The sequence below is a fragment of the Rhizobium zaerense genome, from assembly GCF_051810725.1.
In the GTDB taxonomy this organism is placed as follows: domain Bacteria; phylum Pseudomonadota; class Alphaproteobacteria; order Rhizobiales; family Rhizobiaceae; genus Rhizobium; species Rhizobium leguminosarum_I.
Map to the genome: position 1 here is coordinate 540373 of NZ_JBPWQY020000004.1, position 26701 is coordinate 567073.

Below are 26701 nucleotides of genomic sequence, written 5' to 3' on the forward strand. Positions count from 1 at the left end.
TTCACCTCGATTTGACGATTGCGGTGAGCCAATGAGACCGCACGCATTGCTCAGACCAGACCCGGCAACGATACCGGTCAGCGGCAGGTCAATTTTAAATCCCTTACCTGCCGGCCAAAAGCCACATGACCTACTCCCCCATCGATTGGTAGAGCCAGTCGGAGAGCTTCTCGGTTGCAACGCGCGCGCCGGCGCCCGGAAGCAGCGCGTCGTCAGTCAATTCAACGCCGAAATACGAGGCGGATGGATCCGTTACCACCTGCCGTTCATCTTCGTTTGCGGCGAGATAGATCCGAGCGATTTCATCAATACCGAATTGCTCCGGGCCGCTGATTTCGGCGACATCGTTGAACGGCGCTCCCATTACCAATTCCGCCAGCAAGGCGGCGACGTCTCCAGCTGCGACCGGTTTCATGAACGCCGGCGGCAATCGAAACACATCACCATCAGCACCGGTGTCGATCAATCCGCTGATGAACTCGTAAAACTGCGTGGAGCGGAGAATAGTATAGTGTCGCTTCGACGCCCTGATGAGATTCTCCTGCACCATTTTCGCGCGGAAGTAATCGCTTTCAACGAGACGCGGCGTACCGACGACGGAAAGTGCAAGATAGTGGTTGACGCCGGCCTCAGCTGCGGCAGCAAGCAAATTCCTGGTCGAAGCCCTGAAAAAATCCAGCGCGGCGCGGTCGCAGAAGGACGCCGCGTTGGTGACATCAACAATGACCTCAGCCCCTGCCAAGGCCGCATCAAGGCCTTTTCCGGTGATGGTGTCGACGCCCAGCGACAACGATGCGGCCGCGACTTGATGACCGGACTGGCGCAAGTTTTCACTGAGCCGTGTTCCGATAACACCTGTTGCTCCCGCCACCGTGATTTTCATCTCAGCACCCCTTTGTTGCATTGCGCGGCGCGAATGAAGACGAGATCGCCGACGGGCTCCCCATCGTCTTCAATGTCTGGCGATCGATTGGATCGACAATGACTGGAAAACCAGGCGCCCTCTATCGTCCGTGGGGATCGGTCGCTTTATCCGTAGGTCTAGGAAAACCAGCCCGACGGTGAGGATGCCCCACCAGGAAGGCAGAACAGGTCCCCAATTTCTCGTTCGCGCAAAAGTGTCGACCCCGGCACGGCGGCTACACCCCCGCGCAATGCATGGGTTTCCATGAGTTGCGGTTGTAATGTGGCGGGGTTACGGTTTGAACATGAGCTCGCCAGCCCCGAAATCGAGAAGAACTACGGTACGAAACGCCGACGATCCGCTGGCTTTGCCTGTCCGGCAGGAGCAGCTGATGATGAGCGTCTGGTCGCACCGCCCCCGACCCCTGCATCTGGGGCTTTTCATCGTCGCCTATGTGCTGGCATGCGGATTCGCGCAGTCGCTCGCAATTGTCCCTGGAACCGGCATTTCCATCTGGCCTGCGGCGGGGCTTTTCATCGCGACACTTGTCCTCGCCCCCCGCTACAGCTGGCCTTGGTGGGTACTGGGGGGCTGCCTGGCTGAATTGTTCAGCAATTACGCATGGTTCCACAGCCCCCTGCCTGCGGCCGTCCTGATCTACATCGGCAACGCTCTTGAAGCGGTGGCCGGAGCATGGCTCGTCAACCAGACTTTGAAGCGGCCAGTTCGGTTTGAAACCTTGCAGGACGTTTTGGCATTTGTGGTACTGGGCGCAGGGATCGCGCCCATCGTCAGCGCGACTGTGGGAAGTGCGACCCTGGCATGGTTTGGCATGCAATCGCAATCCTTCGCAACGGCTTGGCCTCTATGGTGGATCGGAGACGCCACCGGCGTCTTGATCGTAGCGCCGCTGGCGCTGGTTGTATTTCATAGCTGGCGCGGCAAGACCCAGCTCTCAGCCGCGCAATGGGTGGAAGCTGGCGTCCTGGGATTGATCTTTCTCGGCGTTGCCGCTCTTTCTCTGAGCGGCTACCTCCCCTTCGCATACATCATCATGCCGCCCCTTCTTTGGGCTGCCGTTCGCTTCGAGTTCAAAGGTGCTGCCGTATCCTTGGCTCTCCTCGCCCTGATCACGGCGCTGTTTACGATAACGGGGACCAGCCAGTTCGCCGGCGATCCCGAGTCCCAGAAGCACAAGCAGGTCATGCTGCAGCTTTTTCTGGCCATCTCGGCATTTTCGGCGCTCATCGTGGCCGCCATTTCCCGGCAGCACCAGTCGGCATTGCTCAATTTGCGCCAAAGCATAGAAACATTGCGGGAACGGGAGGAGGAGCTTTCGCATCTCGTGGATATGGTTCCGAGCCATGTGTGGCGCCTGACGCCCGATGGCGAGCCGACATTCTTCAATAGGCGGATGGTCGATTTCCTCGGCCTGGATGTGGTGGATTTCGATAAGCCGGGCATGAGTCGGCTGGAGGCGCTCCTGGACGCCACTGTTCATCCCGAGGATGCGGTGGGGTTCGGTGATGCCCTGCGGAGGTGTCTTCTCGCGGGCGAGAACTTCGCCAGCCGCTATCGCTTGCGCCGCGCCGACGGAATTTATCGCTGGATGTCGAGCCGGGCCGAGCCGATGCGGGATCAGGCGGGGCGCATTGTCCAATGGTACGGCCTTTGCCACGACATCGACGATCAGGTCCATGCCGAGGAAGCTGTGCGTCGAAGCCAACAACAGCTTCAGCAGATCATAGACGCCGTGCCGGTCCGCATCTGGAGTGTAGAGCCTAACGGCGGGTCGTTCTATTTCAACAAGCGGTATCAGGACCATTTCCGCTCGGTTATCGCCAATTTCGACGCTCTCGGTGAACCGCGCATCGACGATCTGCTGCAGCAGCTGGTTCATCCCGAAGACGCTCCCGATATCCAGCGCACGCTCCGGAACTGCTTCGAAACCGGCGACGGCTGCGCGATGCGATTTCGCTGGCGCGAAAAGGATGACGTCTACCGCTGGGCGGAGTGCCGGGTGGAGCCTCGGCGCGACGAAAACGGAACGGTCGCGGAATGGTATGGCGTTTCTCTCGACATCGACGATGAGGTGCGCGCACTGGAGGCGTTGCGTAACCGAGAGCGCGAACTCTCGCAGCTCGTCGACATGGTCCCCGCTCAGATCAGGCGCCTGACGCCGGAAGGGGAGCCGGTCTTCTTCAACAAACGCCTGATCGACTTTTTCGGTCTCGAAGTAGGCGATATGGACAGGCCCGACATGAGCCGTCTCTCGTCGGTCATTCACACCCTCGTCCATCCCGATGACGCATTGAGGTTGCTGGAGACGGTTCACCATTCCCTCGCCAGTGGCGATCCCTTCTCGATAAAATACCGCATGCGCCGTTTCGACGGTGCCTATCGCTGGGTCGACGGCCGCGCGGAACCGCTGCGGGATCAAGGCGGCGCAATCATGCAATGGTATGTGATCTCAGTCGACATCGACGACGAGATGCGCGCGCAGGAAGCGCTGCGCGACCGCGAGCGAGAGCTTTCGCAACTGGTGGATATGGTTCCCAGCCTGCTCTGGCGGCTCAACTCGGAAGGCACCCCGACCTTCTTCAACCAGCGCCTGATCGATTTTCTCGGTCTCGGCATCGCCGATATGGAAAAGCCCGGCTTGAGCCGGCTGGCAGCCCTCATCGAAGCCGCCGTCCATCCCGATGATGCCGCCAGCCTCGCCGAAGCGCTCAACCATTCCCTCGTCACCGGCGAGGGCTTTTCGAAGCAGTATCGCCTGCGGCGCGCCGACGGCGTCTACCGCTGGGTGAAAGGCAGCGCCGAACCGCTGCGGGATCAGAGCGGCCGTATCGTCCAATGGTATGGCCTGTCGCATGACATCGACGATCAACTACGCGTCGAGGAGGCACTGCGGGAGAGAGAACGATCGCTCTCGCAGCTCGTTGAAACGCTGCCGGCAATGATCGATTGCGCAGCACCTGATGGGGAGCCGATCTATCGCAGCCAGCAACTGCGCGACTTCCTCGGTTATAATCTCGATGAGTTGGATGGAACAGGCAAAACCCGGCTGGACGGCACACTCGATGCCGGGGTTCATCCCGACGATGTGGCAGGGGTCAAAGAAAACTATGCCCATTCATTGTCCACTGGCGAGCCCTATGCGCGTAGGCACCGTCTGCGGCGCCATGATGGTGAATATCGCTGGGTCGAGACGCGCGCGGCACCGATGCGCAATGCCGAAGGCGTCATCGTCCAGTGGAATGTCATATGCCTCGATATCGACGGTGAAGTTCACGCGGAGGAAGATCTGCGTCGAGCGCGAGAGGGTCTTGCACGGGCGAGCCAGGTGGCGAGCCTGGCCGAGCTTTCGGCCTCCATCGCGCACGAGGTGAACCAGCCGCTTGCGGCCGTCGTGACCAACTCACACGCCTGCCAGCGCTGGCTCATGGCCGAGCCGCCGAATATGGAGCGTGCACAGAGGACGGTCGAGCGCATCATCCGGGATGCCAACTCGGCGGCGGATGTCGTCAGCCGCATTCGCGCCTTGTTCAAACAATCCGTTGACAGGAGGATCCAGACGACGCTCTCCAGCATCATCGACGAAGCCCGCAACCTCATGGCTGACGAAACGTCGCGGCGTCGCGTTCGGATGGACGTGAACGTCGACGGCAACCTTCCGCTCATCGCAGTCGATCGCATCCAGATCCAGCAGGTTCTGATCAATCTGATCCGCAACGGCATTGAGGCGATGGAAGCCATTGCAGGAGATAAGTTGATCGAGATGCGCGTGCGCCACATCGGCAATGTCGTGCAGACCGAAATCAGCGATCGCGGCCACGGTATCGAGTTCCCCGAGAAGATGTTCGACCCTTTCTTCACGACAAAAGAAAATGGCATGGGCATGGGGCTGGCGATCTGCCGCTCGATCGTCGAGCAGCATGGTGGCCGATTGTGGGCCGAGAAGAACGAACCTCGCGGAGCCACGTTGATCTTCACATTGCCTATTGAAACGAAGGCGGTGCCATGACGGTTGACGACCATATCGTCTTCATCGTCGACGATGATGAACGTGTTCGGGAAGCGCTCGGCGAGCTGCTGGACTCGCACGGCATGCGCGCCATCGCCTTCGAATCGGCCGGCGACTATGTGAGAGCGGACAAGCCGGACGTGCCCGCCTGCCTCGTGCTGGATATCGAGCTGCCTGACATCAACGGTCTCGATCTGCAGAGGCAGATCGCCGACAGGGATCATCCGCCGATCGTCTTCATTACGGGACACGGCGACATTCCCTCCTCCGTGCGTGCGATCAAGCATGGCGCGGTGGATTTCCTGACCAAACCGTTCAGCGATGCGGATCTCATGGCGGCAATCCAGGCGGCGCTTGCTCAGGATCGGGAAAAGAGAGCCGAGCGCGCCGAGATCGACATGCTCAGACGCCACTATCTCGACCTGACGCCGCGCGAGCGCGAGGTGCTGCCACTCGTTGTCAGCGGCCTTCTCAACAAGCAGGCGGCAGCCGAATTGGGAATCAGCGAAGTAACGCTGCAAATCCACAGAAGAAATGTGATGCAGAAAATGGCGGCGGCGTCGCTCGCCGATCTGGTGCGGATCGCGGAGAGATTGGAAATACCAATAACCCACTCGCGCCGAGTGGGAGGGAATTGAAACATGAACAAGACAAGACACGTCGTGGCAATCGTCGATGATGATCCAAGGTTGCTGGAATCGATGGGCGACCTTCTGGAATCTGCGGGTTATGTGGCCCGCAGCTTCTCGTCGGCGGGCTCGCTGCTCGTCAACGGGCTGTCGGATCTCGACCTGCTCATCACCGATATCGGAATGCCTGGCATCGATGGCTTCGAACTTCGTGACCTCGTGAGGAAGTCACGTCCGGAGCTGCCGGTGTTCCTGATCACCGGCCGCCACGAGATAGCCGATCAGGGACGCGCTCAAGGCGCGGGCGGATTTTTTCGCAAGCCCTTCGATGCCCAGGCCCTGCTGGCGGCCATCGCCAATGCTTTGCATAAATCGACAGATGGAGGGTGACATGAGAGTTGACCAGCCGTTGCAGCGGAGATCGGCGCCGTTATCACTGCAGTGCACTTATGAAGAGAACCAGCCGCTTGTCATTATCGTCGATGACGACGCATCGGTTCGCGAGGCGCTATCGGAGTTGATCCTGTCGGCGGGTTTCCAGTCGACCAGTTTTGCTTCGACCCGTGAATTGCTCGACGCCGATATCTTGGACAGCCCCGGCTGCCTGATCCTCGATGTGCGCATGCCGGGGGCAAGCGGCCTCCACCTGCAGCGTCATCTGGCCGAAAATGGCAATTCCAAGCCGATCATCTTCCTGACCGGGCATGGCGACATCCCGATGACCGTCCAGGCGATGAAGGCCGGTGCCGTGGATTTTCTCACCAAACCGGTGCGGGACCAGACGCTGCTCGACGCCATCAGTGCAGCCATTGCGATGGATGCCGAACGACGGGCGGAAGCCGCGATCGCCAAGCGCAATATCGAGCGCTTGGAAACGCTGACGCAGCGTGAACGCGAAGTTCTGCATGAAGTGGCGCGCGGACGTCTGAACAAGCAGATCGCCTTCGACCTCGGCATCAGCGAAGTGACAGTCAAGCTGCATCGCAGCAATGTCATGCACAAGATGGAGGCGGCCTCTATCGGCGAACTGATCCGGGCCTGGGAAACACTGCCCGCACAAATGCGCCAGGTCGGCCCGCGCTAGCATAGGCGAAGGATGCCGGCCTCGAACATGATCTGCCGCCGCTGTCCATTTGATGCGCGCCGTATCCGATTCGCGCCGGAAAAGACGATGCGGCGCCGATAATGGGTTTCGGCCCCGCACCCATGCGTTATCTCTAAATTAAAGCTCGGGGATATGACCCGGCTTTGGTTCCCCAAAGGAGATCTCGCCTTGAACAATCAATCGTCAGCCGCGCCTTCCCCTGAATCCAACGCCTTCGACAACGAAGCAAACTTCTTGTCGGCCATGGGGAACGCCAAACGGCTTCACATTCTGCATCTGCTGGCCGAAGGAGAAATGTCCGTGGGCGTTCTGGCCGACGAAGTGGGATTGAGCCAATCTTCGACTTCCCAGCATTTGGCAATTCTTCGAGAGCAGGAACTCGTGCAGCCGCGAAGGGCTGCCCAGACGATCTACTATTCACTTCAATCCGACGCGGCCAAGGCGATGCTCGATACGCTCGCTGACGTCTTCGGATGGTACCACCGCACCCAAGGGGAACGCGTCCGAGCCGCAGGCGCCTGACGAAATGACGAACCGTTGCCCTTGCGGCTCATGATTGGCCAAGGGTTCGCTCGGTGCTGCCGAAAGATGCCTAGACCTACTGCATATGGCAATGGGTCTGATCCTCAGATGCCTGGAAGCGTCGCCCTGCGGGCGCTGGCCGCGTCCATCTGGGCGGCCAGCTCCTGTTATGAAAGCGCGCAATGCCCTCAGGCGAAGGCGTAGGAGCCGTCGGGCCGCTTCGGCACGCGCCGCTGCCAATGGATGTAGCCTTCCTCTTCCATCGCCTTCTCGTCAATTTCGACGCCCCAGCCCGGCCGATCGGGACGCAATTCGAGATAACCGTCCTTCGGCAGATAGGGATCGACGACGTAGCGGGTTTCTCCCTGCCGCTTCTCGATATCGATGCCGCCATAGACGTAGGCCTGCCCCTTTGGCAGCCGGTATTCGAGGATGCGGAAATTCTGCGCCGCGGCCGAAAAATGAACGTTGACCGCGGTGGCAAGCGGACCCATCGGATTATGTGGCGCGACACCGACGAAATAGGCTTCGGCGAGTGTGGCGATGCGGCGCATTTCGCTGATGCCGCCGACAACGCAGATATCTGGCTGGATGAGGTCGGCGCCCTTGACCTGTAGCAGGCGCAGGAACTCGTTTCTGTTATAGAGCGACTCACCTGTCGCCAGCACGCAGTTGAGCCCTTGTTTCAGATCGCCCCAGGCCTCGATGTTCTCGGGACGCAGCGGTTCCTCGTAAAACAGCGGGTCGTAGGGGGCCAGCGCATTGCCGAGTTGCCTTGCGGCGATCGGCTCGAAGATCTTGGCGTGGGCGTCGAAGGCAATCTCGTATTCGTCATTGACCGTTTCGCGCAGCGAGCGGAAATAATCCGCCGAGGCTTTGACGACATTGCCCCAGCGATGTGCGTGCATGTCGAGACGCCAGGGGCTAAGCTTGAAGGCGGTAAAACCCCACCCCTCCTTCAGACGATCGAACTCGTCGCGGGCCGCCGGCGCATCCGGTGCGGTGTATACTCCGGCATAGACCTTGATGCGGTCGCGTACTTCGCCGCCCAGCAGCTTGTAGACCGGGACGTTCGCCGCCTTCGCCGCAAGGTCCCACAGGCAGTGATCGAGCGCGGAGATCGCGGCAAGGCCAAGCGCGCCCGGCGGGAACCGGCTTTGCTGGATCAGCAGATTGACGAGATAGTCGACGCGCGTCGGATCCTCGCCGGACAGAAATTCGTAGAGATAATCCAGCAGCGGCGGAAGCGCCTTGTCGGGGCCGTGATTGTAGCATTCGCCCCAGCCCGTCAGTCCGTCATCGGTGTCGAGCGCGACGATCACGCGGGGACGGTCCTTGTCGCGGGTCATGAAAACCCGCATGCGGTCGATCTTCATCTTTCTGTCCTTCTAGCGATTGAAATAGCTGCGGCGCGACTGGCGCGTCTGCACGTAGAGATGCTCGTTGTCGGTTCCGGGATTGTAGGCGCCGGCGCTTTGCGGCACCGAGACATTGCCGTTGCTGGGGAAGCGCGCCACGAAGGCCTCGTCGATATCGCAGCCAAGTCCCGGGCCATTGGGAACGGCGATCAAGCCGTCGACCTGTTGCGGATGCGGCACGATCGTCTGGCGGCGGCCCTCCCAGTCATCGTCGAGGCGCTCGAGGATGAGGGCGTTCGGGATCGCCGCAAGCAGATGCAGAGCCGCATATTCCGCCACCGGCCCGAGCGAGCCCGAATGCGGCGCCATCTGGATATGATGCGCCTCGGCCATGGCCGCGATCTTCTTCATCTGGGTGATGCCGCCGGCCCGGCCCGTGTCCGGCTGGATCACGTCGACCAGTTCCTTCTCGATGAGCTCACGCTCGCCGAATATGGTTGCCGAACGTTCGCCAGCGGCAAGCGGCACATGCGCTGCATCGCGGATCCGCCGGTAGCCGTCGATATTCTCCGGCGCGATCGGATCTTCCACCCACATCAATTCATAGGGTTCGAGCGCCCGGACCAGCCGGCAGGCATCCGCCGGCGTCAGCCATGGCGGCCCATGCAGATCGATGGCGATGTCCATGTCGTCGCCGACGGCCTCACGCAGGGCGGCGACCTTGCGGACCGGATCGGCGACACCGCCGCATTTGATCGCCTTTATGCCGCGCTCCTTGAGGGCAAGTGCGTGCTCGGGTGTATTTGCATGCGAATAGATCGGGATCCGGTCGCGCACCTTGCCGCCGAGCAGCATCCAGACAGGCACGCCGAGCGCCTTGCCCTTGATGTCCCATAGCGCCATGTCGATCCCGGTCACAGCACCGCCGCCGACCGTCCCGAGCATGCCATGGCCCATCATGGCGATATGCATCTTCTGCCACAGCCGCTCGGTATGAGCCGGATCTTCGCCGACGAGGAGTGGGGCGAGATCATGGATCGCCGTCTCGACAACGCGCGGCCAGCCGGAGCATTCACCGAGGCCGGTGATGCCCTCGTCGGTATCGATTTTCAGAAAGAGCCAGTTTCTGGTGCCGCCGAACTGCTTGGAGACGCCATCACCCGCACGTTGGTCGGAAGCCCATTTCGAGGGGTCTGGCTGACCGATACGCATGAGAAAAGTGCGGATCCCGGTGATTTTCATCCCAGAGAACTCCCATTCTTCAGAATGCCTGGCGCGACGTAGCGGAACCGCCGCGAATGATCGCGATCACGTGGATCGGGGCGCGGGATTGCCGATATCAGCGCCTGCGTATAGGCGTGCTCGGGTGTGCGGCAGACCTTCTCCGCATCGCCGATTTCGACGAGCTGGCCTTTGTACATGACGCCGACACGGTCGCACATGTAGCGGATGACGCCGATGTCATGACTGATGAAGATATAGGCGAGGCCGAGTTCGTCCTGCAGGCGCATCAACAGATCGAGCACCTGCGAGCGCACCGAGACATCGAGCGCCGAAGTTGCCTCATCGGCAACGATGACGCGCGGATTGAGAGTGATGGCGCGGGCAATGCCGATGCGTTGACGCTGGCCGCCGGAGAATGCGTGTGGATAGCGCTCACGTGCCCTCGGGTCGAGACCAACCTGCTCCATAAGATGGCAAACCCGCTCTTCCAGCGCCCGCCCCTTTGCGACACCATTGACGAGCAGCGGCTCGCCGATGATCTGGGAGACGGTCATGCGCGGGTTGAGAGAGCCGAAAGGATCCTGAAACACCATGCGCAATTCCCGCCGCGCGGCGGCGAGCGTCTGACCTTTTGCCGTTGCCAGATCGACGATGTCGCCGTCGGCACGGCGATAGAGGATTTCGCCTGACGTGGGATCGATCAGCCGCATGATCGAGCGACCCATCGTCGTCTTGCCGGATCCGCTCTCGCCGACGATGCCGAGTGTTTCGCCCGGCAGAAGCGAAATGGAAACATCGTCCAGCGCTTTCACCTCGCCGAAATCCATCGATACATTGCGGAGTTCGAGGATCGGTGGCGCCGTCGTGTCGAGCGGCGGGCGCGCCAGCCGGATCTCGGCCTTCGCTTCCAGCTTCAGCACCGAGCCGATCAGCATCCGGGTATAGTCGTCTTTCGGCGCATGAAAGATCTGCTCGACCGGCGCATATTCCTTGGCAACGCCGTTGTGCATGACGAGCACATCGTCGGCGATCTGCGCTACGACGCCCATGTCATGCGTGATGAAGAGCACGGCCATGCCCTTGGCCTTCTGCAGCCGGGCGATCAGGTCGAGAATTTCAGCCTGGGTCGTCACGTCGAGGGCCGTGGTCGGCTCGTCGGCGATCAGCAGCTGCGGTTTGCAGGCGAGCGCCATGGCAATCATCGCACGCTGACGCATCCCGCCGGAATATTGAAAGGCATATCGGTCCAGCGCTTTATCAGGCGAGGGAATCTCGACCTGCTTAAGCAGCGATATGGCTTCAGCACGCGCCTCTGCCTTGTTCATCCTGGTGTGAAGGCGAAGCGCCTCGACGATCTGGTTGCCGACCGTGTGGATCGGTGACAGCGACGACATCGGCTCCTGGAAGATCATGGCGATGTCGCGGCCGCGGATCGCTCGGATCTGGCGCCCGCGCGGATTGAGGCTGGTCAGATCGATCGAGCCGCCGTTCTGATCGTTCAGTGTGATCGATCCGCCGGATATACGGCCGGGCGCATCGACGATCTGCAGGATCGAACGCGCCGTCACCGACTTGCCGGATCCGCTTTCGCCGACGACACAGAGCGTCTTGCCCGGCTCGATCGAGAAAGACAGGTCGCTGACCGCGCGAAAGACGCCGGTGCGCAGAGGGAACTCGACCGTCAGATTTTTCACCTGGAGCAGCGGCCTGCCGGCAATAGGAAGGATATCGGTCATGCCGGCCTCATTTGTTGTAAGGATCGGCCGCATCGCGCAGGCCGTCGCCGAGAAGGTTGAGCGCCATCACGGCGACCACGACGGCACAGCCCGGCATGAAGAGCCATGGCGCGGTAGCGATCGAGCGAATGTTCTGGGCCTCGCGCAGAAGCACGCCCCAGGAGATGGTCGGCGGCTGCAGACCGAGCCCCAGAAAGGAGAGAGAGGTTTCGGCAAGGATCATCGCCGGCACCGCAAGCGTGATCGAGGCGATGATATGGCTGGCGAAACTCGGCAACATGTGGCGAAAGATGATGCGTCTTTCGCGAACACCGTCGAGCCTGGCGGCAGCGACGAATTCCTCGGTGCGCAAAGACAGGAAGCGGCCGCGAACGACGCGGGCGAGCTGCGCCCAGCCGGTCAGCGACAGGATGATTGTGATCATCATATATTGCAGCGTCGCAGGCCAGTCCTGCGGCAGGGCCGCGGCCATTGCGAGCCAGATCGGGATTGTCGGCAGCGACAGCACGAAATCGATCACCCGCTGCAGGAAGAAATCGATGCGGCCGCCGTAATATCCCGAGATGCCGCCGAGCACGATGCCGAGCATGAGCGAGAAGAAGACACCAACGAGGCCGATCGACAACGAGATCTGCGAGCCCTGCACCGTTCGGCTGAAAACATCGCGCCCAAGCCTGTCGGCGCCGAACAGAAGCAGCGGCGTCGTCTTGTCGGGCGAGGCGATCAGATGAATGTTGGTCCTGAACAGGCCGAACACGGAATATTCATAGCCGCGCCCGAAGAACTGGACGTCGACACGTTTTGTCGTGTCTTCCTTGAAGATGGCGGCCAGCGTTTCCGGATCGCGGGTCAGCTTCATCGGATAATAATGCGGGCCAAAAGAGAACCCGTTCTGCGTATCGATCAGATGCAATCTCTGCGGCGGGTGAAAAGTCGCCCGCGCATTCTGCAGATCGGATCGTTGATGGCGAAGAAGCCGGGAAGCAGGGCGACGATATACATCAGCACGGTGACGACGAGCGCGACCATGGCCAGCCGATGCCGGCGGAAAGCCCACCAGATGAGCTGCCACTGCGATGCAACGGCGGCGCGATCCGGCGGAATGTTCGTAACGGTGATGTCGGCCATATGCGGCTCCTATTCCAACCGGATGCGGGGATCGACCAGCGCAAGCAGGATATCGCTGATCAGAGAGCCTATCAGCGTCAGCGCGCAGATCAGCAGAACGAAGGCGCCGGCGAGATACATGTCCTGGGCCATCAGCGCCTGCAGCAACAAAGGAGCAGCCGTCGGCAGATTGAGGACGATGGCGACGACGACCGAGCCGGAGATGAGATTAGGCAGCAGCCAGGCAATCGTCGAGATGAACGGATTGAGCGCAATCATCAGAGGATATTTCACCAGCAGCCGGAACTCGGAGAGACCTTTTGCCCGTGCCGTGGTCACGTAAGGCTTCGGCAGCTCATCGAGCATGTTGGCGCGCATGACGCGGATGAGGCTCGCCGTCGAGGAGACGGCAAGAATGATGACGGGAAGCCAGAGATGCGAGAAAAGATCGCCCATCTTGGCGAAGCTCCAGGCCGCGTTCTCATATTCCGGCGAAAAGAGCCCGCCGACATCCTGGCCGAATTCGACAGCCGCGACATACATCAGCACCAGCGCCAGCAGGAAGGACGGAACGGCCAAGCCGAAGAAGGTGAAGGCAGTGAAGAAATAGTCGCCGATCGAATATTTGCGCACGGCGGAAAAGACGCCGATCGGCAGCGCGATCGCCCAGGTGGCGATCAATGTCGACAGAGCCAGAACAAGCGTCAGCGCCATGCGTTCCCAGATCAGATCCGAGACCGGCTGCTGCCATTCGAAGGAAATGCCGAAATCGCCGCGCGAAAGGATACCCCATATCCACTTGAAATATTGGATCAACATCGGATCGCCGAGACCGAAGCGTTCGCGCAATTGCGCCGCCGTGTTCTGATCGACGATCTCGTTAGAGGCGGCCAGCGTCGCGATATAGGTGGTGACGTAATCGCCCGGCGGCAGCTGGATCAGCACGAAAGCGAGGAAGCTGACGGCAAAAAGCGATGGAATCATCCATAGCAAGCGTTTGGCGATGAAGACCAGCATGGGGCGCCTCTTGCATTGAACGCCGCCTTCCGGACCTTGTCGGCCGCCATGGCCGGCAAGGCATCTCGGAGGGCGAACTGAAAGAAAGCGCCGTACCGTCAGGCACGGCGCCGGAGGTGCAAATCAGCTCGTGAAGGTGAACTGCTGCGGCATTGCCGGCCCCGGATTGGGCCAAGACCAACTATCCGGCTGCTTTTCGGGAACATTGCGCAGATTGTTGCGGATGATGCCGAAGCCGCCGACGGCAAGGCAAAGCCCGACAGTCTCGAATTCTTCCGCCGCGATATCGAATATCTGCTTCATGATCGCACCGCGCTGGTCGAGATCGGCCGTCGAACGCGCCTCGTCGAACAGCTTCATACGCTTCTTCTGGCTTTCCGGTGGCTCTTCGCCGCGTGCACCGTTGGAAGTGTACCAAAGCGTCCACGGAATGGCGTAACGCGACCCTTGCGGATGAAAGGCGAAGAAATCGCGCGGATCGAGCATCGGATCGAGGCCGCCGGGGCCAGGCCATACCTGCGCATCATGGGCATTGTCGTCGCCTCGGGTGTAATAGAGCGCCCGCTCGATCGTGTTGACCTTCATGTCGATGCCGATCTGCGCCCAGTGGGTCTTGACCAGTTCGAGCGCGTCGACGAGGTCGGGATAGAGCGTCGGAATGACGTCGATCGAGAAGAACACCTTCTGGCCGTCCGGCCGGAGGCGGAAACCATCGCCGCCTTTCTTGTAGCCGGCCTCATCGAGCATCGCGCCTGCCTTGTCGGCGTCAAATTCGGTGAACTGGCGGGCGTATTTCTCGTTGTACCACGGATGGGTCGGACGCGGCCCGGCCTGGTAGGGCTCGCTCTGGCCGAAATAGACGATATCGATGAGTTCCGGGCGGTTGATGCCGATCGAGAGCGCTTGCCTGAATGCCTTGTCCGCAAACATCTTGCGCATCGCCGGATCTTTGTGAGTGATGTTGAAGTAGATCTGGCACTGCTGCGAGGCCGAAGGCACGAGCGTCAGCAGACGATAATCGCCTTTTTCCATGTTCTTCGACAGCGTCGGCTTGTTGGCAAGCACGCTGATGTGGCGTTCCTGGATATCGATCTTTCCCGAGATGACATTCAGCATCAGCGATTCCACATCCTGCGAAATGCCGAAGTTGATCTCATCGATGTAGGGAAGCTGATTGCCCTCAGTGTCGACCTGCCAGAAATAGGGATTGCGGGTCATGACGACACGCGTCGCACCACCGGCATAGGGCTCCTTGACCACCCATGGATCGAGCGTCGGCTTGTCGACATTGCCCCAGCGCGACGGGATCTCGATGTCGCCGCAGCGGCTGCGGAATAGTTCCGTCCAGCTGGTGACGCCGGCTTTCTTCGCATCGGCCTCGATATTGGGGTTATATTTCGGCAGGAACTGGCTGCAGTAATGCTTCGGAAAGAGCGTCGGATGCTGACCGAGCGGCGTAGCGAGATTTTCCAGGTAAAGCGCGTTGGCCGCCGCAAAGGTGAACTTCACCGTATGATCGTCGATCTTCTCGACGGTGACCGGCTTGCCGGCGACGGCAAGCTGCGCCGGTGTCGAGCTGTAGAGTTCGGTGTTCTTGACGCAGTCTTCGATCGCAAAAACCACGTCATCGGCCGTAAAGGGATGACCGTCCGACCAGCGCACGCCCTCAATCAGATGGAAAGTGAATTGCGTCGCGTCGTCGCTGACCTCCCAGCGCTCGGCAAGATTCGGCTCCACAGCGGTAAATTCGAGGTTCCAGCGCACGAGACTCTGGTTGCCGACCATGCGCAGGATGCCGTTGTGGTCGGATGAACCGCGAAGGCCGCGGCGTAGCGAGCCGCCATAGGTGCCGACTTTCTCGAACGGCTTGACGACCATCGGCTTCTTCGGCAGGCGCTCGGCGAGCGGCGGCAGTTTTCCGTCCTTCACAAGCTGTGCAAGTGCGGGTGCTTCGCCGCCTGCGGCGGCAGAGACGCGACCGGCAATGGACAAGGCTGCGACGCCCGCCATGCCACCAAGCACAGTGCGGCGGGTAACGCCGCGCGACAGAATTTCATTGGGCATCGAGTTCCTCCCTTTCTAAGCCGGCGCACCTTTTGAACCGGCTGATGCGGCAGGCTCCCGACCTGCCGCTCGCACCCTCCTCGGCGCTGGGACCGAACCATAGACACGTTCCCAAATGATTACAAGAGTTGACAGATAATTACAAATTTTGTAGCGATGCAGCAACAGAACCCGGTTCTCGCGCGCCAATAACAAGGCAAAAACGCATCCAAGACAGAGATCTGTCAGAAGCTGTACACTTCCACGCAGACGTTCGGTCGGCAACTGCGAGAGCCCAAATCGTTCGGAGAAAAGCACCATAATGACATTCGCGGTCGATGCCGTTTCGAACAGGGGCGCAACGCGCTTCAGCGACATCATCTACGAGAAGATCGTGGGGATGATCGCCGACGGCAATTTTCCGGTGAACGAACGGCTGCCGTCGGAGACGAAGCTCGCCGCCGATTTCGGCGCTTCGAGACCTGTCGTGCGCGAAGCGCTCGAACGCCTGAGAGCCGACGGCCTGGTCGTTTCGCGCAAGGGCTCGGGCTCCTATGTCCGGCAAAGACCGGATTCGTCGATGCTGAAAATGGTGCCGGTCGGATCGCTCGCCGATGTCCAGCGGTTCTTTGAATTCCGCGCCGGGCTCGAGGCCGAGGCGGCGGAGCTTGCAGCGCGAAACTGGCAGCCGGCCGACAAGGAGAGGATTACGGCAGCGCTTCTTTCGATCGAGCAATGTCTGCGCAACGGAGAGCTCGGTGCCGAGGAGGATCAGGTTCTGCATGATGCCATCGCCATGGCGACCGGCAACCAGTTTCACATCACCGTTCGCGAATGGTTCAGGCCGCATTTCGCCATCGGGCATTCCGTCACGCGAAGCCTGAGCTTGAAACGGACCCTGGAGCAGATTCGCAGCGTCCAGGATGAGCATGCGGTGATCGTCGAGGCGATCTTCGCACGGCGGGAAACCGAAGCACACGATGCGATGAAGAAACACATACTGAACGCCCGCGCCCGCATGTTTCAGGGGGTTGAGCGATAATGGAAGGAAGAATAATGAAACGGATCGCTGTGACGGGCGCTGCCGGCCGTGTCGGAACGCTGCTGCGCCCTCACCTTCACGCTTATTTCGAGCACGTCCACCTGATCGACCTGCAGGAACCGGCTGAGCTTGGCGAAAACGAGACTTTCGTAAGAGCAGACCTTACAAAGCTCGACGAGGCAACGGCAGCGCTGAAGGATGTCGACGGCGTCGTTCATCTCGCCGGCATCGCCAGCGGCATCGACATGAACGCCATTCTGCACGCGAATGTGCTTGGAACCTACAATCTCTACGAAGCGGCACGGATCAACAAGGTCCAGCGGGTCGTCTATGCTTCCAGCAACCATGCCACCGGCTTCTATCCGCGCGGCGAAGTCATATCGCCGCTCGATCCGATGCGTCCCGACAGCCCCTACGGGCTTTCCAAATGCTGGGGCGAACTGGTGGCGGGGCTCTACTACGACACGTCGGGCATTCGCTCCCTTTCCATCCGCATCGGCAATGCCGGCACCTATCCCAACAGCGAGCGATCGGTGGCAATCTGGATCAGCGCGCGGGATCTGGCGCAACTGGTGCGGATTGGGCTCACTCACCCACAGATCGCTGCAACAGTCGTCTACGGCGTTTCCGATACGGACACGCAATGGTGGGACAACGAGCTGGCGGCACGATTGGGCTACCAGCCGCAGGACCGGCCGCGCGATTACGCACTGATCGAAGAGGGATCCGAAGGTCCAGTCGCGCTGGCATTCCAGGGTGGCGGATTCTGTGAGATCAATCACGACGGCACCATCCGCATGCGCGACGCCGATGGCTTGGCCAAGAGCTTGGAGACGGTTGAATGACGGCGCCGCGGGTCATCCGCCCGGACGTCCGTTCCGTAATCCAGCAACCGCTGACGGTCGGTGAATCGCCGGTATGGGACGAGGAGACCGGCACTCTGTGGCTCGTCGATATTCTGGCGCCGGCGCTCGTCCGGCTTTCGCCTTCAGGTAAGATCGACCGCTTCGAGATGCCGGCCGCAATCGGCGCGCTCGGGCTCTGCCGCGATCACAGGATCGTCGTGGGGCTCCAAACGGGCGTCCATCTCTTCGATCCTGTTTCGGGAGATTTCGAGTTTGTGTCGGATCCAGTCGGGCGCCACATCAACTGCCGCCTCAATGACGGAAAGGTCGGCCCCGACGGGCACTTCTGGATCGGCTCGTTCAGCGAAGCCAAGCCGCAGACCGATGAGGCCGCCCTTTACCGCGTGGGCGCCGATGGCCGCACTCGGACCGTTGCAACCGGACTGACTAGCTCCAACGGTCTCGCCTGGTCGCCGGACGGCCGGCGGATGTATCACTCCGACAGCCGGCAATGCTTCCTGCAGGCGTTCGACTTCGATCCTGATACGGGCGAGCTCGGCGATGGGCGCCGGCTTCGCAGCTTCACGGAAGACGAGGGTCGGCCCGACGGCGCGACAACCGATCGTGACGGGTTCTACTGGAGTGCCGGCGTTTCCGCCGGTCGCCTCAACCGGATTTCGCCCGAAGGCGACATCGTCGAAATCTACATTCTGCCGGTTCCCGCACCGACGATGCCGTGTTTCGGAGGGCCGGATCTGCGCACCCTCTACGTCACGAGCCTGTCGACGGACCGCACCGGACATTTCGAGGCAGGCACTGTCATTGCCTTCGATGTGAATGCGGAGGGCTTGGCGCCCTACCGCTTCGGATAACGACCATTAGGATGGAAAGCGAACGGGGAAGAAAAAATGAGCATCGCGATCATGCGCAAGGCGCTTACGGGCGTTTCGGGTGTTCCCGTCACGGCCTATGACGGGAGAGGCGAAGTCGAACCTCGGATTACGGCGAAAGTCTATGAGCGGGTGGCGGCAGCGGGTATTCACAACATCGTCGCTGCCGGCAATACCGGGGAATTCTATGCGCTCACGCCGCAGGAAATCAGGATCGTCCATGAGGCGGCGGTTTCAGGCGTCGACGGCAAGGCGCCGGTGACGGCCGCAATCGGCCGGTCGCTGCGAGAGGCGATCGGCATGGCGAAAGATGCGGCGGTGATCGGCGCATCCGCCGTCATGTCGCATCAGCCCGTCGATCCCTTCGCAGCTCCTGCGGCCCAGATCGACTATTTCTGCAATCTTGCGGATGCTTCCGCCCTGCCGCTCATCGCCTATGTCAGGGCGGATGGTTTCGCCGTCGCCGATATCGTCCGCCTTGCAAATCACGGCAATGTTGCCGGCATCAAATTCGCCACGACCGATCTGATGTTGTTGTCGAGAGCGATCCCGGCGGCGAGCCCCGGCGGCGCGCTGTTCGTCTGCGGCCTGGCGGAGAGCTGGGCGCCGACATTTACCGCAGCCGGCGCCCGCGGCTTCACGTCCGGCCTCGTCAATGTCGCGCCGAAGCTCTCGCTTGCGGTCCACGCTGCGCTTGAAAAAGGCGATTTTGGCGCCGCCAGGGCGATCGTCAACAAGCTCGAGCCATTCGAGCGGATGCGGACCAAATTCCGCAATGGCGCGAACGTGACCGTCGTCAAGGAAGCCGTCACCTATTCCGGTCTCGATGTCGGTCCCGTGCGTGTGCCGGGATTGCCGCAGCTCGACCAGCATGACCGCGAGGAGCTTCATCGGCTCCTTCAAGGCTGGGAGGCCGAAGGCGACATTCAAACTCATTCGGACCAGCCGGCCGTCAAGGCGGCCGGCTGATCTCGACACTATCCACGAACAACAGGATTGGGAGGTCTTGAAATGCTGAGACAAGTACTGACAACGATCGCAATTGCCGGCGCCCTGACGACGGCGCAGCCCAGCTTCGCGGCGTCGCCACCCAACATGCTGGTGATCGGCACCAATCTCACCGGCATAAGGACGCTCGATCCGGCCCAGAACAATGCCCGCACGGTATCCGAGCTGATCTCTAACCTCTACGACAACCTCGTGCAGCTGTCGCCGGACGATCTTAAAACGCTGAAGCCGATGCTCGCGACGCACTGGAGCGTCTCGGCGGATGGCAAGATCATCACCTTGACACTACGCGACGATGCGGTCTTCCAGAGCGGCAACAAGGTGACCGCCGAGGATGCAGCCTGGTCAATCCAGCGCGTCATCAAGATGGGACAGGTCGGCTCCACCGACATCGCACTGTGGGGCTTCACGCCTGAAAACGTCGAAAAGCTCGTTCGCGCAAAAGACGAACACACGCTCGAGATCGAGCTGCCGCAGTCGATCAATACCGATCTGGTGCTCTATTCGCTGGCGGGCTCGTCGATCGGCATCGTCGACAAAAAGACGGTGCTGTCGCACGAGGCGAACGGCGATCTCGGAGGTGCCTGGTTATCCGCCAATTCCGCCGGCAGCGGCCCATTTAGTCTGGCCCAGTGGCGGCCGAACGATGTCGCGATCTTCAATGCGCAGCCGAAATATTGGGACGGCAAGCCGGCCATGGCGCGCGTCGTCGCTCGTCATATCCCGGAATCCGGCAATCTCCGGCTTCAACTCGAAGCCGGCGACGTCGATGTCGGGCAGTATGTGGCAAGCGGCGACCTCAATGCGCTCGCCAGCAAGAAGGACATGGTCATCGAGAATGTCCCTGGTCTCGGCTTCTACTACATCGCCCTCAACCAGAAGGACCCGGATCTGCAGAAGCCGAAGGTTCGCGAGGCCTTCCAGCATGCCTTCGATTGGAAAGCGATCTCCGGCAACATAATGCGCTATACGGGCTTTCCCTGGCAGTCGATGATCCCGCGCGGCATGATCGGCGCCCCGAGGAATCGCCTCGCACTACGATTACGATCCCGCCAAGGCCAAACAGTTGCTGGCGGAGGCCGGATATCCCAGTGGCTTGAAGAAGGTGCTCAATCCGTCGGGAGCCCCGACCCTGCCCTTTGCCGAAGCGCTGCAGGCGAGTGCCCGCGCCGCCGGCATCGATCTCGATCTCGTGCCCGGCGAGTTCACGCCCGCCTTCCGCGAGCGCAAATTCGAAGTGCTGCTCGGCAATTCCGGCGCCCGCCTGCCCGATCCCTTCGCGGTCGCCACGCAATATGCCTTCAACCCCGACAATAGCGACGAGGCGCGCCTCGGCAGCTATTACCTCTGGCGCACGGGCATGAAGGTGGACGAGCTCAACACGCTCATCGACCAATCGATGAAGGAGCGCGACACGGAAAAGCGCACCGACATCTTCAAGAAGATGGATGGCATCTATGCCGGCATGGCTTCGCCGCTGGTCATCTTCTTCCAACGAACCGACCCCTATGTCATGCGCGCCAACGTCAAGGGCTATCACGGGCATACGACATGGTCGACGCGCTGGCATGACGTGACCAAGGAGTAGAATGCCGTGGCGAGCGCCGATCTGACATCGAAGCGGGAGAGCAGCCGTGGTTCTACGGAAGGCGGGTTCGCCGAGGCGACCCCGCACCCGGCACTGAGCCTGCTGCGGCGCCTGGCGGGACACGTCATAGCCGTCGTGACGACGCTGCTAGGCCTGCTCTTCCTGACCTTCTCGATGGGTCGCCTGCTGCCCGCCGACCCGGTGCTCGCCGTCACCGGGGCGGAGGTCAGCAAGGAGGTTTACGATCGCGTCTACAACGAGCTGGGTCTTGGGCAGCCGATCTGGATGCAGTTCCTCTCCTACGTCGGCAAGATCGCCACAGGCGATCTCGGCATGTCGGCGACGACGGGCCAGCCGATCCTCACCGATCTGATGACGATCTTTCCCGCGACGATCGAACTTGCGATCATCGCCATGATCATCGGGGCGATCGTCGGCATTCCTTTAGGGATCACTGCTGCGGTCAGGCGCGGGACCATTATCGACCACATCGCGCGGATCGTCGCCCTTGCCGGCCACTCCATCCCGATTTTCTGGACCGGACTGATGGCGCTCTTCGTCTTTTATGCGAAGCTGAAGCTCGTCGGGGCCTCGGGCCGGATCGATGTCTTCTATGAAGGCCTCGTCACGCCGATGACGGGCTTCCTCCTGATCGACGCGGCGATTCAGGGCCAATGGGACGTGTTTTACAACGCCCTTGGCCACATCATCCTGCCGGCGGCAATCCTCGGCTACTATTCCGTCGCCTATATCAGCCGCATGTCGCGGAGCTTCATGCTGGAGCAGCTCAGCCAGGAATACATCATCACCGCCCGGGCCAAGGGGCTTGGCACCCGCAAGGTAGTGTGGCGCCATGCATTCAAGAACATCCGCGTGCAGCTTTTAACGATCATGGCGCTGACCTTCGGCGGTCTGCTCGAAGGCGCGGTGCTCATCGAGACCGTCTTCGGGTGGCCGGGGCTCGCCCAATACCTGACCCGGGGGCTGCAGATGAACGACATGAACGTGGTCATGGGTTCCGTCCTGACGATTGGTGCCGTCTTCCTGACGATCAACATCCTGTCGGACTTCCTTTATCGCATTCTTGATCCGAGGACACGGTGACGCCATGACGATCTCCTCTGAGCACGCGGACAGCGCTAACACTGGCGGCCTTCGCAACTGGCTGCTCGCGCCGGAACCGCGAGGCTGGTTCCAGTCATCCGCGCAGCAAATTCATCAGGGCTGGCGGAAATTCAGCCTGCACCCGCTTGGCCTCGCCGGATTGGCGATCATCGTGCTGCTGATCGTGGTGGCGACGGCGGCGCCCCTGCTGACGAGTTATGATCCGATCGTTCAGGACATGGCCGGGCGGCTTGCCCCGCCATCCGAGAGCCATTGGCTCGGCACCGACAATTTCGGCCGCGACGTCTTTTCCCGGGTGATCTACGGCGCCCGCACCACGCTCTACATCATCATGCTTGTCACGGTCATCGTCGCCCCGCTCGGCCTGTTGATCGGCACCGTCTCAGGCTATTTCGGCGGCATCGTCGATGAAATCCTGATGCGCGTCACCGACATTTTCCTTTCCTTTCCCGGGCTGGTGCTGGCGTTGGGTTTTGCCGCAGCGCTCGGTCCAGGCATCACAAATGCGATCATCGCGATTTCGCTGACGGCCTGGCCGCCGATCGCGCGTCTTGCACGCGCCGAGACGCTCAGCCTCCGCAAGGCGGACTACATCGCCGCCGTACGCCTGCAGGGCGCGACATCAATTGCGATCATCACCCGTCACATCCTGCCGATGTGCATTCCCTCGGTGATCGTCCGCGTCACCCTCAATATGGCCGGCATCATCATCACCGCCGCCGGCCTCGGCTTCCTCGGCCTCGGCGCGCAGCCGCCATGGCCGGAATGGGGTTCGATGGCCGCCAGCGGACGTGAATTCATGCTCGACAGCCCCTGGGTCATCGCGGCACCCGGTATTGCCATTGCGCTGGTCAGCCTCGCCTTCAACCTTGTCGGCGATGCGCTTCGCGATGTTCTCGATCCCCGAGGTTCGGAATGACTGACCTGATCGATATTCAGAACCTCGAAATCGCCTTCGGCGGCGGACAGGTGCGAGCCGTTCGCGGCGTCAGCTTTTCGCTTGGACAGGAAAAGCTCGGGATCGTCGGTGAATCCGGATCGGGAAAGTCGACCGTTGGCCGCGCGATCATGAAGCTGCTGCCACCGACCGCGATCGTCAATGCCGAGCGGATGCGCTTTTGCGACGTCGACCTGCTCAAGGCGAATGAAAAAACGATGATGACGATCAGGGGACGGCGGATCGGCCTGATCCTGCAGGATCCGAAATATTCGCTCAATCCCGTCATGCGGATCGGCGAACAGATTGCCGAGACCTACCGCTTCCATCATCCGAGGACGAGCAGGGCAAAGACCTGGCAGCAGGCTCTCGATATGCTCGAGGCCGTTCAGATCCGCGATCCGGAGCGTGTGGCCCGCCTTTATCCGCACGAAATCTCGGGCGGGATGGGCCAGCGGGCGATGATCGCCATGATGTTGATTGCCGAACCAGAAGTGCTGATCGCCGACGAACCGACATCAGCACTCGATGTGACGGTGAGGCTCGAGATCCTGGCTCTGCTCGACGAGCTCGTCTTGCGCCGCAATCTTGGGCTGATCTTCATCAGTCACGATCTCAATCTCATCCGGAATTTCTGTGATCGCGTCCTCATCATGTATGCGGGGCGGGTCGTTGAAGTGCTCGAAGCGCGCGATCTCGACAGGGCCAGACATCCCTATACGCAAGGGTTGCTGGCATCATTGCCGACGATCGAAGATCCACCTGCCCGGCTACCGATCCTGAAACGAGATCCGGCCTGGCTTGAAGAATTCGCATTGGAGCCGCCGCGGTGATTAAAATCGACAATCTTACGGTCCGTTTCGGACCCGGGCAGCGGCCTGTCGTCCGAGACGTAAGCTTCGCCATCGAAAAGGGAACTGCTTTCGGCCTGGTCGGCGAATCCGGCTGCGGAAAGTCCACTGTCCTGAGGGCGCTTTCCGGCCTCAACGCCAATTATGACGGCCGGATCGAGCTCCACGGAGAGACGCTGGACCAACAGCGCAGCCGGCCGTTCTTTCGCCGGGTGCAGATGGTGTTCCAGGACCCTTATGGATCGCTCCATCCCCGCAAGACCATCCGCTCGCAGCTGAAGGAACCGCTGCGCAACCAGGGCCTGGATACGAATTCCGTCGACATGAACGCCGTCCTGAGATCGGTCGGCCTTGACCCGGCGCTGAGCTACAGATTTCCGCACCAGCTGTCTGGGGGCCAGCGGCAGCGCGTGGCGATCGCCCGTGCCTTGACGCTGGATCCGGACGTTCTGCTTCTCGACGAACCGACATCGGCGCTCGATGTGTCCGTTCAGGCCGAAATCCTCAATCTCCTCCAGGATCTGCGAACCAATCGCGGCCTGACCTATCTGCTCGTCAGCCATGATCTCGCCGTCGTCTCGCACATGTGCAGCCGCGTCGCCATCATGGAAGCGGGCGAGATCGTCGAACAGGTCGATGTCGGTGCCTTGCGAAGAGGTGCGGTCGAACATCCTTATTCGCAACGCCTGCTGCGGGCGAGCCGGATGTATGGAAAGGCGTAATTCCCAATCTGGCCTTATTCGCTCGATCTAGAGTACAGGCCAAGGTCGCCTATCATCGCAAATTCGCAACGCTGATAGAACTCCGACAGCGCCCCTCCTCGCTTCGAGATCAGCCACAAGCTGCTACATCCTTCAGCTGTGGCTGTTTCGAACATTGCAGAAAGTAGAGCGGTCCCAATTCCCTTACCCTGTGCATCGGGCTGCACTGAAAGCTCGTCCAGATAAATGACCGGGCCGGTATGGCGCCGCTGTCGTATCCCGAGCGCAATGCCGAGCACCTTGCTTCCGTCAACTGCCGCAAGTGCAATTGACCTTGGAGTTTCAAGCACATAGGTCACATTTTCTGCAGCCGCTTCAAGGGACCAGCTCTCATTCCACGGAGGCAGGGCATAGGCATTTACCAATACGACGGCCGCACCGCTAATGTGTTTTTCAACCAGACGCTCGATCCGAAATGACATAAACTCGCCTCACGCCACGTCAGGTGACATTCGCCGAAGGCTGTTGGTTTCGCAATGGTGAGTTGCCTGCATCCGCAGGTTTTTCGCCGAACTTGTTCCTAAAGAGCAAAGATCGCGGGCGGGGCTGGAGGGAACTCGTCGAGAGCAGACAGCATCACTTCTTTTCGGCAAACTCGAGGCGGATGCCAGTTAACGCACCCGATTCAGAACCGTCCGGTGAATGCTGGGCAGATCGAGCATCCTGGTTCATGGCAGACCGGGCAACGCGATAAAACAGCGCATCCAACCTCTATTTCCAGCTCGTATAATCGTCGGCGACGCAACCGAACGGCGCGCGTTCCTGTCCAAACCGCTTCTTGAGCTGCTCGCATCCCCACTCATTCAATGGCGCCGGCATGAGATTGTTGATGTCCATGCCAGGCGATTGGAATGCTGTCGGTGAGGTCGTGACGTACCAAAGCCAGAAGCCGACCACACCGACGACGATCAGAAGCAACACACCGAAGAAAAGCTGCAGCCGCTTCCAGATCGACACCGTCTTTTTTTGTTCTTCAATCAAAACCGGCGCATCGCGATCGCTTTCTTGCTGATACGCAAAGGGCGCAAGAGCTGCGGTGCGCTCATCGTCCGTAAGCTCCACACGCTGCAGGCGATCGTCGAGAAGCACCGGCAGGGCTGTATTGCCGTGCCTGACTGCCAGTCCGATCGCCTTGCCCTTGGCTTCACCGACGATCAGAGGCTCCTCTCCACTCTTCATGCGCGTGTAAGCGGATCGCCCGGTTTTGTCGTTGGCAATCTTGTCGTTGTAGGTAATCGAAAGGACGCCGCGTTTGCGGTCGAATGCGGTGATCTCGACCGGAACAGGGGTCAGCATGGCAGGCCGGAGCAATTGGCCCTTAACCCGCCAAATGCGCATAGAGAAAAAAATCATCCCCAGGCCCATGCCGCCAAGCAGGACGGCGAACACTGCAAGCGTGACGATCCGGTTCCAGAGCATGTCCAAACCCAGGCTCATCGTCGCAAGTTCCGGGTGATCGGCTGAAATCACCAGATCCGTTTCATAGTCGCCGGTATGGAAATCGACGAACATGACCTCGACTTCGGTATCGTAGTCTCGTCCACCGTAGCTGTAGACCAGGCGTGCCTCGCAATCGGTAAAGACTGCCCTGCGTGTCGTGCATCGCCCGTTCTGCACGTCCCCATTTTCGAGCGTCACGGGGTTCTGGCTGATCTGGAAATCGCGGAACACGCCTGGTGCTTGCGAGACGAATAGAAAGATGGCGAGTGCCAGGATGATTGGCGTTGACCAGAAATAAGCGTTCGGCGTGGAGATGACGTTGCGCGCCAACGAGATCGGGCGACTAGGTAGAACAAGCGAAGGCAATGGCGTCGAACTCCTCGTGTGACAGCGCTGGCTTCCACAATCTGATTGTGTAAAATCGATCTAAAGCCTCAGGTGGGCGATCGGCAATCCCTCTTAGGGTCCGAAGGTAGCATTGGTATCTTGATCTGTTGAAAACCTGCACGCTGTGGCGAGCGAGTTGCTCTCGAATGTCGACG

21 protein-coding genes and 2 pseudogenes are annotated in these 26701 nt (G+C 60.6%); 14 read left to right on the forward strand and 9 right to left on the reverse strand.

From position 1 onward, the window contains the following. Positions 1-130: 130 nt before the first annotated feature. A complete protein-coding gene (locus tag ACS4RR_RS30500; protein WP_456190570.1) occupies positions 131-883 on the reverse strand; it encodes an SDR family oxidoreductase in 753 nt (250 codons plus the stop codon). Between the two features lie 412 nt (positions 884-1295). Between ACS4RR_RS30500 and ACS4RR_RS30505 the strand changes: the two genes are divergently transcribed. From ACS4RR_RS30505 to ACS4RR_RS30525, 5 genes are all read left to right on the forward strand, one after another. After that, on the forward strand, positions 1296-4931 hold the full coding sequence (locus ACS4RR_RS30505; RefSeq protein WP_456190571.1) for a PAS domain-containing protein: 3636 nt from the start codon (positions 1296-1298) through the stop codon (positions 4929-4931). Further along, positions 4928-5569 carry a response regulator transcription factor gene (locus ACS4RR_RS30510; protein WP_162116382.1) on the forward strand — a complete coding sequence of 214 codons (642 nt, stop codon included), beginning with the start codon at positions 4928-4930 and terminating at the stop codon, positions 5567-5569. Before ACS4RR_RS30505 ends, ACS4RR_RS30510 begins: the two co-directional genes overlap by 4 nt. A gap of 3 nt (positions 5570-5572) precedes the next feature. Further along, entirely contained in the window at positions 5573-5950 is a 378-nt protein-coding gene (locus ACS4RR_RS30515; protein ID WP_162116410.1) for a response regulator, read from the forward strand. A 1-nt stretch (position 5951) separates the two neighbouring features. After that, positions 5952-6644, forward strand: a complete 693-nt coding sequence (locus tag ACS4RR_RS30520; protein ID WP_170258415.1) for a response regulator transcription factor — start codon at positions 5952-5954, stop codon at positions 6642-6644. Between the two features lie 189 nt (positions 6645-6833). Continuing rightward, positions 6834-7187, forward strand: coding sequence for an ArsR/SmtB family transcription factor (locus ACS4RR_RS30525; RefSeq protein WP_017967391.1), 354 nt, complete (start codon positions 6834-6836; stop codon positions 7185-7187). A gap of 188 nt (positions 7188-7375) precedes the next feature. Here ACS4RR_RS30525 and ACS4RR_RS30530 read toward each other — a convergent pair whose 3' ends face one another. From ACS4RR_RS30530 to ACS4RR_RS30555, 6 genes and pseudogenes are all read right to left on the reverse strand, one after another. After that, complete coding sequence (locus tag ACS4RR_RS30530) at positions 7376-8563, reverse strand: mandelate racemase/muconate lactonizing enzyme family protein (RefSeq protein WP_222295459.1); 1188 nt, start codon at positions 8561-8563, stop codon at positions 7376-7378. Between the two features lie 12 nt (positions 8564-8575). Beyond that, entirely contained in the window at positions 8576-9787 is a 1212-nt protein-coding gene (locus ACS4RR_RS30535) for a mandelate racemase/muconate lactonizing enzyme family protein (RefSeq protein ID WP_260111268.1), read from the reverse strand. Continuing rightward, positions 9784-11505: an ABC transporter ATP-binding protein gene (locus ACS4RR_RS30540; protein ID WP_260111267.1), complete on the reverse strand. Its 1722-nt coding sequence runs from the start codon at positions 11503-11505 to the stop codon at positions 9784-9786. Before ACS4RR_RS30540 ends, ACS4RR_RS30535 begins: the two co-directional genes overlap by 4 nt. Before the next feature lie 7 nt (positions 11506-11512). Continuing rightward, positions 11513-12633, reverse strand: a pseudogene (locus ACS4RR_RS30545) (ABC transporter permease). Positions 12634-12642: 9 nt separating this feature from the next. Then, on the reverse strand, positions 12643-13629 hold the full coding sequence (locus ACS4RR_RS30550; RefSeq protein ID WP_017967396.1) for an ABC transporter permease: 987 nt from the start codon (positions 13627-13629) through the stop codon (positions 12643-12645). A 123-nt stretch (positions 13630-13752) separates the two neighbouring features. After that, positions 13753-15693: an ABC transporter substrate-binding protein gene (locus ACS4RR_RS30555; protein WP_017967397.1), complete on the reverse strand. Its 1941-nt coding sequence runs from the start codon at positions 15691-15693 to the stop codon at positions 13753-13755. A 301-nt stretch (positions 15694-15994) separates the two neighbouring features. Here ACS4RR_RS30555 and ACS4RR_RS30560 point away from each other — a divergent pair, with 301 nt between their 5' ends. The 9 genes and pseudogenes from ACS4RR_RS30560 (at position 15995) to ACS4RR_RS30600 (ending at position 24680) form a co-directional block, all read left to right on the forward strand. Next, positions 15995-16714 (forward strand): FadR/GntR family transcriptional regulator, encoded by a 720-nt coding sequence (locus ACS4RR_RS30560; protein WP_017967398.1) that lies wholly within the window; start codon positions 15995-15997, stop codon positions 16712-16714. Between the two features lie 14 nt (positions 16715-16728). After that, on the forward strand, positions 16729-17559 hold the full coding sequence (locus ACS4RR_RS30565) for an NAD-dependent epimerase/dehydratase family protein (RefSeq protein WP_260111266.1): 831 nt from the start codon (positions 16729-16731) through the stop codon (positions 17557-17559). After that, positions 17556-18431: an SMP-30/gluconolactonase/LRE family protein gene (locus ACS4RR_RS30570; RefSeq protein ID WP_170259679.1), complete on the forward strand. Its 876-nt coding sequence runs from the start codon at positions 17556-17558 to the stop codon at positions 18429-18431. The genes ACS4RR_RS30565 and ACS4RR_RS30570 overlap by 4 nt, the downstream gene beginning before the upstream one ends. Positions 18432-18467: 36 nt before the next feature. Next, the gene (locus ACS4RR_RS30575) at positions 18468-19418 is read left to right on the forward strand and encodes a dihydrodipicolinate synthase family protein (protein ID WP_407751216.1); all 951 of its coding nucleotides are present in this window, start codon (positions 18468-18470) and stop codon (positions 19416-19418) included. Positions 19419-19460: 42 nt separating this feature from the next. After that, a pseudogene (locus ACS4RR_RS30580) lies at positions 19461-21045 on the forward strand (ABC transporter substrate-binding protein). 6 nt (positions 21046-21051) lie between these two features. Further along, the gene (locus ACS4RR_RS30585; protein WP_456190572.1) at positions 21052-22149 is read left to right on the forward strand and encodes an ABC transporter permease; all 1098 of its coding nucleotides are present in this window, start codon (positions 21052-21054) and stop codon (positions 22147-22149) included. Positions 22150-22153: 4 nt separating this feature from the next. After that, positions 22154-23089 carry an ABC transporter permease gene (locus tag ACS4RR_RS30590; protein WP_170279679.1) on the forward strand — a complete coding sequence of 312 codons (936 nt, stop codon included), beginning with the start codon at positions 22154-22156 and terminating at the stop codon, positions 23087-23089. After that, positions 23086-23940: an ABC transporter ATP-binding protein gene (locus tag ACS4RR_RS30595; RefSeq protein WP_170279678.1), complete on the forward strand. Its 855-nt coding sequence runs from the start codon at positions 23086-23088 to the stop codon at positions 23938-23940. The genes ACS4RR_RS30590 and ACS4RR_RS30595 overlap by 4 nt, the downstream gene beginning before the upstream one ends. After that, positions 23937-24680 (forward strand): ABC transporter ATP-binding protein, encoded by a 744-nt coding sequence (locus ACS4RR_RS30600; protein WP_260111262.1) that lies wholly within the window; start codon positions 23937-23939, stop codon positions 24678-24680. Before ACS4RR_RS30595 ends, ACS4RR_RS30600 begins: the two co-directional genes overlap by 4 nt. A 14-nt stretch (positions 24681-24694) precedes the next feature. Here the strand turns inward: ACS4RR_RS30600 and ACS4RR_RS30605 are convergent, their stop codons facing one another. Together ACS4RR_RS30605 and ACS4RR_RS30610 are read right to left on the reverse strand one after the other, a co-directional pair. After that, on the reverse strand, positions 24695-25141 hold the full coding sequence (locus ACS4RR_RS30605) for a GNAT family N-acetyltransferase (RefSeq protein ID WP_170279676.1): 447 nt from the start codon (positions 25139-25141) through the stop codon (positions 24695-24697). 289 nt (positions 25142-25430) lie between these two features. After that, positions 25431-26525 carry a hypothetical protein gene (locus tag ACS4RR_RS30610; RefSeq protein WP_170279675.1) on the reverse strand — a complete coding sequence of 365 codons (1095 nt, stop codon included), beginning with the start codon at positions 26523-26525 and terminating at the stop codon, positions 25431-25433. Positions 26526-26701: the final 176 nt, after the last annotated feature.